The organism is Microbulbifer litoralis (assembly GCF_023634065.1).
Classification (GTDB): Bacteria; Pseudomonadota; Gammaproteobacteria; order Pseudomonadales; family Cellvibrionaceae; genus Microbulbifer; species Microbulbifer litoralis.
In genome coordinates this window covers 21,223-34,695 of the sequence record NZ_JALKCV010000005.1, presented here as the reverse complement: position 1 = coordinate 34,695, position 13,473 = coordinate 21,223, and the positions used below count along the sequence as shown (strand labels likewise).

Annotated in this window: 13 protein-coding genes; 10 read left to right on the top strand and 3 right to left on the bottom strand. The window is 60.7% G+C overall.

Features of this window, described 5'->3' with window-relative positions:
* Nucleotide 1: 1 nt before the first annotated feature.
* The 10 genes from lgt (at nucleotide 2) to MWN76_RS09240 (ending at nucleotide 8,731) form a co-directional block, all read left to right on the top strand.
* The gene (gene lgt, locus MWN76_RS09285; RefSeq protein ID WP_250461129.1) at nucleotides 2–841 is read left to right on the top strand and encodes a prolipoprotein diacylglyceryl transferase; all 840 of its coding nucleotides are present in this window, start codon (nucleotides 2–4) and stop codon (nucleotides 839–841) included.
* Between the two features lie 3 nt (nucleotides 842–844).
* Nucleotides 845–1,678, top strand: coding sequence for a thymidylate synthase (locus MWN76_RS09280; RefSeq protein WP_250461128.1), 834 nt, complete (start codon nucleotides 845–847; stop codon nucleotides 1,676–1,678).
* A 143-nt stretch (nucleotides 1,679–1,821) separates the two neighbouring features.
* Nucleotides 1,822–2,352 (top strand): dihydrofolate reductase, encoded by a 531-nt coding sequence (locus MWN76_RS09275; RefSeq protein WP_250461127.1) that lies wholly within the window; start codon nucleotides 1,822–1,824, stop codon nucleotides 2,350–2,352.
* A gap of 255 nt (nucleotides 2,353–2,607) precedes the next feature.
* A complete protein-coding gene (locus tag MWN76_RS09270) occupies nucleotides 2,608–3,390 on the top strand; it encodes a DUF3450 domain-containing protein (protein WP_250461126.1) in 783 nt (260 codons plus the stop codon).
* Nucleotides 3,387–4,754 (top strand): MotA/TolQ/ExbB proton channel family protein, encoded by a 1,368-nt coding sequence (locus tag MWN76_RS09265; protein ID WP_250461125.1) that lies wholly within the window; start codon nucleotides 3,387–3,389, stop codon nucleotides 4,752–4,754. Before MWN76_RS09270 ends, MWN76_RS09265 begins: the two co-directional genes overlap by 4 nt.
* Before the next feature lie 14 nt (nucleotides 4,755–4,768).
* Nucleotides 4,769–5,296: a MotA/TolQ/ExbB proton channel family protein gene (locus tag MWN76_RS09260; protein WP_250461124.1), complete on the top strand. Its 528-nt coding sequence runs from the start codon at nucleotides 4,769–4,771 to the stop codon at nucleotides 5,294–5,296.
* A gap of 128 nt (nucleotides 5,297–5,424) precedes the next feature.
* Complete coding sequence (locus MWN76_RS09255) at nucleotides 5,425–5,826, top strand: ExbD/TolR family protein (RefSeq protein WP_250461123.1); 402 nt, start codon at nucleotides 5,425–5,427, stop codon at nucleotides 5,824–5,826.
* Between the two features lie 5 nt (nucleotides 5,827–5,831).
* Nucleotides 5,832–6,455, top strand: coding sequence for an energy transducer TonB (locus MWN76_RS09250; RefSeq protein WP_250461122.1), 624 nt, complete (start codon nucleotides 5,832–5,834; stop codon nucleotides 6,453–6,455).
* A 12-nt stretch (nucleotides 6,456–6,467) separates the two neighbouring features.
* Complete coding sequence (locus tag MWN76_RS09245) at nucleotides 6,468–7,799, top strand: tetratricopeptide repeat protein (RefSeq protein ID WP_250461121.1); 1,332 nt, start codon at nucleotides 6,468–6,470, stop codon at nucleotides 7,797–7,799.
* A 281-nt stretch (nucleotides 7,800–8,080) separates the two neighbouring features.
* A complete protein-coding gene (locus MWN76_RS09240; protein WP_250461120.1) occupies nucleotides 8,081–8,731 on the top strand; it encodes an energy transducer TonB in 651 nt (216 codons plus the stop codon).
* Between the two features lie 63 nt (nucleotides 8,732–8,794).
* Here the strand turns inward: MWN76_RS09240 and ilvD are convergent, their stop codons facing one another.
* The 3 genes from ilvD to argE all read right to left on the bottom strand — a co-directional run bounded on the left by ilvD (nucleotide 8,795) and on the right by argE (nucleotide 13,472).
* A complete protein-coding gene (ilvD, locus tag MWN76_RS09235) occupies nucleotides 8,795–10,630 on the bottom strand; it encodes a dihydroxy-acid dehydratase (RefSeq protein ID WP_250461119.1) in 1,836 nt (611 codons plus the stop codon).
* A gap of 197 nt (nucleotides 10,631–10,827) precedes the next feature.
* Entirely contained in the window at nucleotides 10,828–12,141 is a 1,314-nt protein-coding gene (gene argA, locus MWN76_RS09230) for an amino-acid N-acetyltransferase (RefSeq protein WP_250461118.1), read from the bottom strand.
* Nucleotides 12,142–12,320: 179 nt separating this feature from the next.
* On the bottom strand, nucleotides 12,321–13,472 hold the full coding sequence (gene argE / locus MWN76_RS09225; protein ID WP_250461117.1) for an acetylornithine deacetylase: 1,152 nt from the start codon (nucleotides 13,470–13,472) through the stop codon (nucleotides 12,321–12,323).
* Between the last annotated feature and the right edge of the window lies 1 nt (nucleotide 13,473).

The window sequence follows — 13,473 nt, the reverse complement described above, 5'->3', positions numbered from 1 at the left end:
CATGATTTCCTACCCGCAGATCGACCCGGTCGCCGTGGCCATAGGCCCGCTGAAAGTGCACTGGTATGGCCTTATGTACCTGGCCGGATTTATCGCCGCCTGGTGGCTGGCGATGCGTCGTGCGCGCAAGCCCTGGTCGCCGGTGATCAAATCCGAGGTGGAGGACCTGATTCTCTACTGCGCCATCGGCGTCGTCGTGGGCGGCCGCCTGGGGTATATGTTCTTCTATAACTTCCCCGAACTGGCGGCGGATCCGCTGTCGCTGGTGCGGGTCTGGGAAGGCGGCATGAGTTTCCACGGTGGCTTTATCGGCGTGATGGTGGCTGCCGCCCTCTATGCGCGCAAGATTGGCACTACCTTCCCGGCGCTGATCGATTTCGTCGCACCGCTGGTGCCCATCGGTCTGGGGCTCGGTCGCATCGGCAATTTTATCGGCCAGGAATTGTGGGGGCGCGAGACCGATGTGCCCTGGGGGATGGTGTTCCCGCGGGATCCCGACCAGTTGGTGCGCCATCCGTCGCAGCTCTACCAGGCGTTCCTGGAGGGGCTGGTGCTGTTCGCGGTGCTCTGGTGGTTCTCCCGCAAACCGCGGCCGCGGCTGGCGGTGGGTGGCCTGTTCGTGGTGTTGTACGGCATCTTCCGCTTCTCGGTGGAATTCGTGCGCGAGCCGGACAGCCATATCGGTTTCGACCTGTTCGGCTGGATGACCCGCGGCCAGTTGCTGAGCCTGCCGATGATCGCCGCCGGCATCGCCATCCTGGTGTGGAGCTACCGCACCCAGCCACTACCGGAGGGGCGCGGCCAGGCGAAGGGCGCCGCGCCTGAAAACGGAGCGCAATAATCGATGAAGCAGTATCTCGACCTGATGCGCCATGTGCGCGACAACGGCACCCGCAAGAGCGATCGCACCGGTACCGGCACCCTGAGCGTGTTCGGCCACCAGATGCGCTTCGACCTGAACGACGGTTTTCCACTGATTACCACCAAAAAGTGCCACCTGCGCTCGATCATCCACGAACTGCTGTGGTTCCTGAAGGGCGATACCAATATCGCCTACCTGAAAGAGAACGGTGTGCGCATCTGGGACGAGTGGGCCAATGATGAAGGCGACCTGGGGCCCGTGTACGGCTACCAGTGGCGCTCCTGGCCGACGCCGGACGGCCGCCATATCGACCAGATCTCAGAGCTGCTGCAGCAGTTGAGAGCCCGGCCGGATTCCCGCCGCCTGATCGTCAGTGCCTGGAACCCGGCGGATCTGCCGGACGAGGGGGTGTCGCCGTCGGCCAATGCCGCTGCCGGGCGCATGGCGCTGGCTCCCTGCCACGCGCTATTCCAGTTCTATGTGGCGGATGGCAGGTTGTCCTGCCAGCTGTACCAGCGCAGCGCCGATATCTTCCTGGGCGTGCCCTTCAATATCGCTTCCTACAGCCTGTTGACCCTGATGGTGGCGCAGGTGTGCGGACTGCAGCCGGGGGAATTTATCCACACTTTCGGCGACGCCCACCTCTATTCGAACCATATGGAACAGGTGGAAACGCAGCTGGCCCGTGAGCCGCTGCCGCTGCCGCAGATGCACCTCAACCCGGAGGTGACCGACCTGTTCGCCTTTGAATATGGGCACTTTAATCTGGTTGACTACGATCCGTACCCGCACATTCCGGCGCCGGTGGCGGTGTAGGAGAGCGTCCCGGACTGGGTGGGGTAGCGCTTCCCGGGACACGCCGTGTATACATTCCCTGTAGGCTTGTCCGCGAGGTCTCTCTCGCAGACAGTCCCGGGAAGCGCTACCCCACCCAGCCCTACCCGAGGTGCCTGAATAGAATGAGAGAAACCCCCATCGCCCTGATCGCCGCCATGGCGCGCAATCGCACCATCGGCCGGGAAAACAGCCTGCCCTGGCGCATTTCCGGCGATCTGAAGTTCTTCAAGCACACCACTTTGGGGAAGCCCATCGTCATGGGGCGCAAGACCTTCGAGTCCATCGGTCGCCCGCTGCCGGGTCGCGACAACATTGTGATCAGCCGCAACCCGGACTGGTGTGCCGATGGCGTAATCTGTGCATCGACCCTCGAGCGGGGGCTGCAACTGGCCCGCGCGTCCGCTGCCGGGTCCGGCGCGGAGGAGGTGATGGTGATCGGCGGGGCCGAAATCTATCGCCAGGCCCTGCCGCTGGCGGCGCGCCTGTACGTCACTGAGGTGGACGCCGAAGTGGATGGTGACGCCTTTTTCCCGGAAATTGATGACCAGTGGATGGAAGTCAGTCGAATTTGTCATGAGGCGTCAGTCAAGGACGAATATAACTACTGTTTAGTCCAGTACGACAGGTTGAATCAAAAACAACTTGATCAATAAACGTACAGTTTGGTAGATTCTGACGCTGTCACAGAGTGAATTACCGCCGCAATTGTGTGCATGGAGGCAGGGTTTGTTACCCGGTTGTTACCTAGCTACACACGCGGGCCGATACTGTCAATCGGCATTTGAATAATCAAATCGGCTGTTTACAATGTGCGGCTCTTAGCTGTCTTCACACCAAAAATATACCGCGTTGTGGCAGCTAACTCATCGCGACCATGTTGTGAAATATTGAACCCACTGGGGGGTCTAATGAAAACCAAGCGATTCATGGCTGTGGCGCTGACCACTGCGCTGTCTGCCGGCGCACTCTACGGCAGCGTAGCCACTGCGGATACACTCGACAACGTCCTCGCCGTCGGTCAGCAGAAAACCACTGCGGCCCAGGCGTCCCAAAAGCGCATCGACAAGATCGCCGAGGAAACCAGCAGCCTGCTGCAGGATTTCAAAGTGGTCAACAAGGAAATCGATGGCCTGCGCGTCTACAACCGTCAGTTGGAAAAGCAGCTGGCCAACCAGTTGGCAGTGATCAAGGACCTGGACGAGTCCATCGAGAACGTCACCGTGATCGAGCGCCAGATTCAGCCGCTGATTCTGGAAATGCTGGCCGGCCTGGAGCAGTTCATCAAGCTGGACGCCCCGTTCAAGCTGGATGAGCGCCTGGCGAACCTCGAAGGCGTGAAGAACAATATGGACCGTTCCGATATCACCGTTGCGGAGAAATTCCGCCAGGTGCTGGAACTGTACAACTTCGAAGCGGAATACGCGCGCAAGATCGATGCCTACGGCGACACCCTGAACGTGAATGGTCAGGAACGTGAAGTCAATGTGCTGCAGATCGGCCGTATCGCCCTGGTCGCCCAGACCAAGGATTCCGAAATCTCCCTGGCCTACGACAAAGAGCAGAAAGCCTGGGTTGAGATCGATGCCGGCGAATACCGTCGCGCCATCATGCAGGGCCTGAAAATTGCCAAACAGCAGGCCACTACCGACATCATGACCATGCCGATCGCGGCTCCGGAGGCAGCGCAATGAAAACCTCTATCGCCAAACGCATCATCGCAGTAGCAGCGGCTGGCCTTATCAGCGCCTCCGCCGTCGCACAGGAAGAAGCATCCTCCCTGGACGAGCTGCTGAATATGGTTCGCCAGTCCAAGATTGCCGAATCCAAAGAACACAAGCAGCGCGAAGCTGAGTTCCGCCGCCAGAAGGCCAATCAACAGGCCCTGCTGACCAAGGCCCAGAACACCCGCGCCTCTGAAGAAGCCCGCTCCGAGCGCCTGGAAGCCAAATACCAGGAGCAGGAAGTGATGGTTCAGCAGAAGCGCGAGCAGCTCGAAGAACGCATGGGCTCCCTGAAGGAGCTGTTCGGCCAGCTGACCTCCACTGCTGGCGACCTGCGCGCCAACATGAGCAACTCCCTGGTGTCCGCCCAGTATCCGGGCCGCACCGAGTTCCTCGACACCCTGATCGAGAAGATGAACTCCCAGACCAAACTGCCGACCATCGAAGAGATCGAGCGCGTGTGGTTCGAACTGCAGCGTGAAATCGTCGAGTCCGGCAAGGTCGTCAAGTTCAACAGCACTGTCATCAAGCCGGATGGCGAGCAGGTGGAACAGGAAGTTGTCCGCGTGGGTAACTTCAACCTGGTTTCCGGCGGCAAGTACCTGGAAATGAACGAAGGCAAGTTGTCCGAGCTGGTTCGCCAACCGAGTGGCGAATACCTGACCATGGCCCAGAACCTGCAGAGTGCCACCTCCGGCTTCACCGCTTTCGGTGTCGATCCGACCGGCCCGACTGGCGGTTCCTACCTGAAGGCCATGATCAACAGCCCGAGCATCGTTGAGCGCTGGCACCAGGGTGGCCCGGTTGGCTACATCATCACCACCGTCGGTGTGTTCGCCATGCTGCTGGCCATCTGGCGCCTGATCGTACTGTCTGGTGTTTCCGCCAAAGTGAACGCCCAGCTGCGCTCCTCCAGCCCGAACACCAACAACCCGCTGGGCCGCGTACTGGCTGTAGCGGAAGAGAACAAGGGTGTCGATGGCGAGACTCTGGAACTGAAGATGGAAGAGGCGGTGCTGAAAGAGCGCCCGGCCATCGAATCCGGCCTGAACCTGCTGAAGATCATCTCCATGGTCGCCCCGCTGCTGGGTCTGCTGGGTACCGTTGTCGGTATGATTGTGACCTTCCAGGCGATCACCATCTTCGGCGCCGGCGACCCGAAAGCCATGGCCGGCGGTATCTCCGGTGCACTGGTTACCACCGTGCTGGGTCTGTGTGTCGCGATCCCGACCGTACTGATGCACACTGTTGTTAACGGTCGCGCCAAGCGTGTCCTGCACATTCTGGAAGAGCAGAGTGCCGGTATCGTGGCGGAAAACGCCGAGCGTAAATAAGAGGAGGCGGCAACATGCACGCATTGTATGACGCATGGGCCGCCGTCAACGCCTTTATGGCGTCGGGCGGGCCAGTACTGCTTCTGATCGCCGGCCTGACCTTCTTTATGTGGACGCTGATCTTCGAACGTGTCTTCTACTTCCACAAGGGGTTGAAGAGCGACGTTCAGGGCGCGGTGGACCAATGGGAGGAGCGCTCCGAGCGCAAATCCTGGGGAGCCCACCGCATTCGCGAAGCGCTGATCTCGCGGGTATCCGAGAAAATCGATGACAACATGGATATGATCCAGGCCTGTGTTTCCCTGGCGCCCCTGTTCGGGCTGCTGGGTACGGTCTGGGGCATGATCAACGTGTTCGAGGTTCTCGCGATTACCGGCGGTGGTGATGCCAAACAGATGGCCAGTGGTGTATCCATGGCGACTATCCCGACAATGGCGGGTATGGTTGCCGCCCTGTCCGGCGTGTTTGCCAACACCTATATCAGCCGCAAGGCGGAGCGCGAAACCCAGCTGCTCGAAGACCATCTGACGATGGATCACTAAAGCACCACATACTGCAGTAAGCGGAGCCGCGAGGTGCGCTTATCTGCTGAAGGTTTAGCCAAGCCAGAGACTTTCGCCGGGGGCTCTCCTCGAGAGTCCCTGCCGAGAAAGTTGCTAAGAGAGTTGCTATGAGCAAAAGACAAAAAACGGCAGAAGACGAACAGGGTGCAATTGACCTCACGCCCATGCTGGACGTGGTGTTCATCATGCTGATCTTCTTTATCGTCACGGCCACCTTTATCAAGGTGCCGGGCGAGGATGTAGTCAAGCCGGAAGCGACACAATCCGAACTCAAAGCCACCTCTATTCTGGTAGCGATCAACGCCAACGACGAAATCTGGATCGACAAGGAAGAGGTCGACGAGCGCCAGGTGAAAATCACCCTGGAACGCCTTCGTTCGCAGAATCCCAAGGGGTGGATCGTGATCCAGCCCGATAAGAAGGCGAGTATCGAGAAGATCGCCCTGATTGCCGAGGCGGCCAGGGAGCTTGATATCCAGAAAGTTTCGGTCGCGACAGAAAAGAGTTAACAGCTATGAATCCGGTAAGACTATTAGGGTCGGGTGTGTTGGCGGTAGTCACCACCTTTGGCCTGATCTTCACCATGCATGCGCTGATCCAGGCGAACCTGGGGACTCCCGAAGAGGAGCAAAGCTTCAAGGTCGCCGATGTTGTGATGCCTGAGCAGAAGATCGAAACACAGTACGACACCAGCAAGCCGGAGAAACCGGAAGAGCCGGAAACTCCGCCGCCGGAAATGCCCGAACCCGAGTTCGACGATCCGAACGTGGATAACGCCCTCAACATGTCTGCGCCTACCGGCGGTACACAGGTGGAGCTGGGCGGGATCGGTGGCTTTGCCAGCGAGGGCGATTACCTGCCCATCGTGAAGGTGGCGCCGCAGTATCCGCGTCGGGCCCTGAGCCGCGGTATCGAAGGCTATGCGATTGTCGAATACACCGTAACCAAAAACGGCTCTGTGCGTGACGCGCGTGTGGTGGAGGCTTTCACTAATGACGGCAACCCCACTTCCATCTTCAACCGCGCAGCGGTGAAGTCGGCGCTGAAGTACAAGTACAAGCCGCGGGTGGTCGACGGTGAGCCGATCGAAGTACCTGGTGTAAAAACCAAGATCAGCTTTAACCTGGCCGAAGATTAAAGGGGAAGCATTATGAAAATGACGACCATGACGAAGGGAATCTCCAGATTCGTCTTGCGCACGTCTGTGGCGCTGCCCCTGGTAATGGCACCGGCGGTCAGTGTTACCGTGCTGGAAGCGGTGGGCGTATCCGCCCCCTTTGCCCAGGCTTCAGCGGCAGAGGAAACGCGCAAGGTTCCGGCCATGCGTGAGAACGTCTTCAAAAAGCTGGGCAAGGTTCAGGAAGCGGCGGACGCCGAGGACTGGAACGCGGCCCTGGCAGCCCTGCGCGACATGGAGGAAGGCAAGGACAAGTACAACGCCTATGAAAAGGCGCAGATGTACTTCTTCTACGGCTTTGTCTACTACAGCATGGAGCGCTACAACCAGGCGATTGCTTCCTACAAGAACGTACTGGCACAGGGCGTGGAGAATATCCCGGTCGGCACCGAGTTGAACTCGATCAAGACCATCGCCCAGCTGTACATGGTGACCGAGGACTTTGGCCAGGCGCTGAAGTACCTGAACCGCTGGTTCGATCGCGCCGAGACAGTCAGTGCCACCGACTACGCGCTGCGTGGCCAGGCCCATTACCAGAATGGTGATGAAGACGGCGCGCTGCGGGACATCAACAAAGCGGTGTCCATGTTCGAGGCCGATGGCAAGGTGCCGAAAGAGAACTGGTTGAGCCTGCAGCGTTTTCTCTACTATGAGAAAAACGACTACAAAAAGGTCACCAGCATTCTGGAAAAACTCGTGAAGTACTACCCGAAAGGCGAGTACTACAAGCAGCTGTCCGGCATGTACGGCGAGCTGAAGCGCGAGAAGGACCAGCTGCACATGATGGAAGCGGCCTATATCGCCGGTGCCCTGCAGAAAGAGAAAGAGCTGTTGAATATGGCCTATCTCTTTATGGGTAACGAAGTGCCCTACAAGGGCGCGAAAGTTATCAAGAAGGGAATCGACGAGAAGAAGATCGAGCGCACCTCCAAGAATCTGGAAACCCTGGCACAGGCTTACCAGATGGCACAGGAGCTGCAGAAGTCGATCCCGCAACTGGAAGCCGCAGCCAAGCTGTCCGAGGAGGGCGAACTCTATTCCCGTCTGGCCGGTATCTACCTGGACCTGGACAAGAATGAGAAAGCCCTGGAAATGGGTGGCAAGGCACTGAAGAAGGGCGACCTGAAACGGCCGGATCAGCTCTACATCGTACTGGGGATGGCCAACGCCAACCTGAAGAAGTACGACACCGCGCTGAAGAACCTGGAAAAGGCCAAGAAAGACGAGCGCTCAGAGAAGTTCGCGAATCAGTGGATCGAATTCGTGAAAACGGAGAAAAGCCGCGAGGAGCAGCTGGCAATCTGATTGCCACATGCCTCCGCCGGCAAAGGCCACACAGCAATGTGTGGCCTTTTTTTTGGGGTTTTGTTTCGTCCCGGGGGATTGCCCGTCCGGTTTCGAGCTACTTCCGGGACCGGCCATTTCGCTGTCTGTGTGTACGGATTGGATAAATACTGTACATGCAACTGCGAATTATTTGCATATTCGTATATTTCTACTATTAAGTAAAAGTAGCTGATCAGCTTTTCCATTGCCGACCCCGTTGTCGGTCCAATTCGACACCCAATATAAAAAGGAGAGGTGTTATGGATAGAGCTTATTCGCTAAATCCCCCACCAATGATGTTCAGCGCCGGCCAGTTCGGCCTATACGGGCGCAGTCTCGTCCTGGCCGGACTGATCACGCTGTTGTTGCTTGCGGTAATGACTCGTTTGATCGCGACGGACTATGAGGAGCCGACCGCGAATCCCTATCCGAAGGTGCAGTCGGTTGTTATGCCGACGGTCGAGCCCACCGTGCGCAAAAGCGAGCCGCCGGTGCGTCCGGATACGCCGCCCCCGCAGCCGGTAACGACGCGGATAGACCCTTCGGTGGAGCCGGTGGAGGTACCGACGGTCGTGGCACCGCCGTATTCCGATGGGCCCGGTTTCGATCCCAGTATTGTCTCGCGCGCACCGGTACCGATCTTCAAGACGGCGCCACAGTATCCGCGTGTGGCGTTGCGCCGTGGCCTGGAGGGCTATGTGGTGGTGGAGTTTACGATTACCGCCAATGGCAGTGTGCGGGATGCGCGCGCTATAGCGGGTTACGACAGCGCCGGCCAGCCGACGGAAATCTTCAACCGTTCGGCAGTGGCGGCGGTGGAGCGGTTCAAGTACCAGCCGCAGCTGGAAGATGGCGTCGCGGTTGAGCGCACCGGTGTGCGCAATCGCATCCGCTATAGAATGGCCGATTAGAGAGCTTGCGCGCGACGCACCCTACAGGTTGCCGTAGGGTGCGCCGTGCGCACCACTGGGGGATCAGTCGATCTCCCGCACAGCCCCGCGATCCGCGCTGGTGGCCAGCAGCGCATAGGCCTTCAGCGCCTTGCTTACCTTGCGCGGCCGCTGTTCCACCGGTTTCCAGCCTTTGTCTCCCTTCGCGTCCATCGCAGCGCGGCGCCGCTGCAGTTCCGCGTCGTCGATCGCGATTTCGATGGTGCGCGCCGGGATATCGATGCGCACCGTATCGCCGTTCTCGATCAGGGCGATGGCGCCGCCGGAGGCTGCTTCCGGGGATACATGGCCGATCGACAGGCCCGAGGTGCCGCCGGAAAAGCGGCCATCGGTGATCAATGCGCAGGACTTGCCCAGCCCCTTGGATTTCAGGTAACTGGTGGGATACAACATCTCCTGCATGCCGGGGCCGCCTTTGGGACCCTCGTAGCGGATAATCACCGCGGAACCGGCCTGGACCCGGCCGTCGAGAATATCGGCCACTGCGGCCTCCTGGCTTTCGACGATATGCGCCGGCCCTTCAAATTTCCACGCTTCCTCCTCCACACCGGAGGTCTTCACCACACAGCCGTTCGGCGCCAGGTTGCCGAACAGCACTGCCAGGCCGCCCTCGGGGGAGTAGGCGTGTTTCACCGAACGGATACAGCCGTTCTCGCGGTCGCCGTCGAGATTATTCCAGCGGCAGTCCTGGCTGAAGGCCGTCTGCGTGGGAATGCCGGCTGGACCGGCGCGGAAGAACTTGTGCACTTCCGGATCGTCGGTGCGGCGGATATCCCACAGGTCCAGTGCCTCCTTCATCGAATTGCTGTGGACCGTCGGCAGTGAGGCGTCCAGCAATCCGGCTGCCTCCAGCTCGCCGAGAATCGCCATCACGCCGCCGGCGCGGTGCACGTCCTCGATGTGGTATTTCTGTGTATTGGGCGCCACTTTGCACAGTTGCGGGATGCCGCGCGACAGCTTGTCGATATCCTGCAGGTCGAAATCCACCTCGCCCTCCTGCGCTGTGGCGAGCAGGTGCAGGATGGTATTGGTGGAGCCGCCCATGGCGATATCCAGCGCCATGGCGTTCTCGAACGCCGCGCGGTTGGCAATGTTGCGCGGCAGGGCCGAGTCGTCGTCGCCTTCGTAGTAACGCTTCGCCAGCGCGACGATCTCGCGCCCGGCGCGCAGGAACAGCGCCTCGCGATCCGCGTGGGTGGCCAGCAGGGTGCCGTTGCCGGGCAGCGACAGGCCCAGGGCCTCGGTCAGGCAGTTCATCGAGTTGGCTGTGAACATGCCGGAGCAGGAGCCACAGGTGGGGCAGGCGGAGCGCTCGTACTCGGCCACCTGTTCGTCGGAGGCGGAATCGGTGGCGGCGATCACCATCGCATCCACCAGGTCCAGCTTGTGGTCGGCGAGCTTGGTCTTGCCCGCTTCCATCGGGCCACCGGAGACGAAAATCACCGGGATATTCAGCCGCATGGCCGCCATCAGCATGCCCGGCGTAATCTTGTCGCAGTTGGAGATGCACACCAGCGCATCGGCGCAGTGGGCATTGGCCATATACTCCACCGAATCGGCGATGATCTCGCGACTGGGCAGGCTGTAGAGCATGCCGTCGTGGCCCATGGCGATACCGTCGTCCACGGCGATGGTGTTGAACTCCTTGGCCACGCCGCCGGCCCGCTCGATTTCCCGCGCCACCAACTGGCCCATGTCCTTCAGGTGCACGTGCCCGGGCACGAACTGGGTAAAGGAGTTGGCCACGGCGATGATCGGCTTGTGGAAATCGTCGTCCTTCATACCGGTGGCGCGCCACAGGGCGCGGGCACCGGCCATGTTGCGACCGGCGGTGGAGGTACGGGAGCGATACTCGGGCATAGTAGGAATTCCGCTATTGGCTCATGCATTTACATCTTTCCGCCTCTCCGTTCGGGAGAGGGGGCAGGGCAGCCGGAAGCCGCCGCTTCCCAATCGGGGCCCGCAGGTTAACAAAATTGTGAAGATTTTGCGCAAAAAGCTTGCAAGTCGATCCAGGCCGCAATAGTCATCTCAAATAGCTGCCGCTGAAAGGGAGATTATTGCGGCGACAGCCGTTTACAAAGAATGCGCGAATTGCGTTGGATATTGTATAGCGATTGCCGCGCGGCCGGCAGGTCCTCCACCGCCACCTGGCGGAAACCGCGCTCGATAAACCAGTGCTCCGCCTGGGTGGTCAGTACGTAGAGTTCATCCAACCCCAGGGTGCTGGCCTGCCGTTCCAGGTGCTGCATCAGCTTGGCGCCGCGGCCGCCGCTCCTGAACTGCGGATGTATCGCCACGCAGGCGACTTCGGCCGCGACTGTCCTGCCCTGTTCGTCCTGGATCGGGTACAGCGCCGCGCAGGCCACCGGCGTGCCGTCCACTTCCACCAGTGTAAAGTGATCGATCTCAGCCTCCAGCTTTTCCCGCGAGCGGCGCACGAGAATGCCCTGTTTTTCCAGCGGCCGGATCAGGCCGAGGATACCGCCCACATCGGTGATCCGCGCCCGGCGCACTACCTCGTAGCTATCGCGGTAAATCATGGTGCCGGCGCCCTCGCGGCGGAACAGTTCCTGCAGCAGGACGCCGTCGCGGGCGTAGCTGAGCAGGTGTGTGCGCGGCGTGCCGGTATTGCAGGCGCGGATGGCACAGGCGAGGGCCTCGCTGTCGATGCGGTCGGCCACCTGTTCGGCCCGCACGATACTCAGTTCGTAGATCGCCTCGCCGTCCAGCTGCAACTGCGGTTCCTCGCGGAACAGCACCAGCTTCTCCGCCCCCAGTGCCTGCGCCGCTTCGGCGGCCAGGTCCAGGTAATTGAGATTGAACAGCTCGCCGGTCAGCGAGGTACCGAGCGGCGACAGCAGGACCAGTGCGCCCTTGTCCAGCGCGCGCTCGACGGTGTTGACCTCCATGCGCCGCACGCGGCCGGTCCAGCGCAGGTCGATGCCATCCAGCACGCCGATCGGGCGCGCGGTTACGAAATTGCCGGAAATCACCTTCAGTGCCGAGCGGGCCATGGGGGAATCCGGCAGCCCCTGGGAAAAGGCCGCCTCTATCTCGAACCGCAGCTTGCCGACGGCGGCCTTGATGATCTCCAGCGTATCCCGGTCGGTTACCCGCGTGTTGCCGTGAAAGCGGCTCTCGATACCGCGCTCTGCCAGCGCGCGGTTCACCTGCGCGCGCGCGCCGTGCACCACCACCAGGCGAACGCCCAGGCTGGCCAGCAGCGCCAGGTCGTGCACCAGGTTGCGGAAATTCGCGTGTTCCAGCGCATCGCCGGGGATACCGATCACCAGCGTGCGGCCGCGCAGGTCGTTGATATAGGGTGCGGCGTGACGGAACCAGTTCAGGGAGGCGTTGTTGTCGCTCACTCGGTTAATTTTCCATGTATTTCAATAAAAGACTCAGTCGAATATACCGCAAATCGGGATTCGGGACTCCGGATGAATGTCGAAGCCGCAGGGTACGCCGTGCGCACCGGAAAGCCCGAAACCCGCACCGACTCGAGGTGGTGCGCACGGCGCACCCTACGGAAAGCAAGCGGAAATCATTACAGGCAGAACTTCGCAATCAGTCCCCGCAGCACGTCCACCATCGGCTCTATCCGCTCCAGCCCCAGATACTCGTCCGGCTGGTGCGCCTGGTCGATATCGCCGGGGCCGAGGACGATGGTGTCGATACCCATGTCCTTGAAATAGGGTGCCTCGGTGCCGAAAGCGACGGACCCGGCGCTGTGGCCGGTCAGCTTCTCCGCGACTTTTACCAGCTCCGATTGCGCGTCCTGCTCGAAAGCCTCGGTGCCGAGAAACAGCGGTGCGTATTCGAGCCGGATTTTTTCGTCGCTGACGGCCGAGTGCAACCGCCGGTCCAGTTCCGCGCGCAGGTCGGCGAGCGCCATGCCCGGCAGCGGCCGCACATCGAACTGCAGTTCGGCAAAGCCACAGATGCGGTTCGGGTTGTCGCCGCCGTGGATGCAACCGAGGTTCATCGTCGGCACCGGTACCGCAAAGCCCGGGTTGTTGTAGCGGTTCTGCCACTCGCCGCGCAGTTTCAGCAACTCGCCGATCGCGCTGTGCATCGCCTCCAGCGCGTTGGCTCCCAGCGCCGGGTTGGAGGAGTGGCCCGAATGGCCGGTGATACGCACCGCTTCCATCATCACGCCCTTGTGCATGCGGATGGGTTTCATGCCGGTGGGTTCGCCCACCACCGCGCAGCGCGCTTTGGGGCGCCCCGCCTCAACCAGTGCGCGCGCACCGGCCATGGAGGTCTCTTCGTCGGCGGTGGCGAGAATGATCAGCGGTTGTTGCAGTGGCTTGTCGACAAAGGATTTCGCCGCTTCGATGGCGAGCGGGAAAAAGCCCTTCATGTCGGTGCTGCCGAGCCCGTAGAGGCGGTTGTCCCGCTCCTCCAGCTTGAATGGATCCGACTGCCAGAGGCCGTCGTCGTAGGGCACCGTATCGGTATGCCCGGCCAGTATCAGGCCGCCGTCCCCGGTGCCCAGCGTGGCGATCATGTTCACCTTGTCCGGCTGTCCTTCGAGCGGCATCAGCTCGACGTTGAAGCCCAGGGTTTCCAGCCAGGCGCCGAGCAGTTCCACCACGCGGCGGTTGCCCATATCCAGTTTCGGGTCGGTGGCGCTGACGCTGGGGCTCGCCACCAGCTGTTCGAGTTGTTGCCTGAGGCTCGGTACCGTTTTATCCATA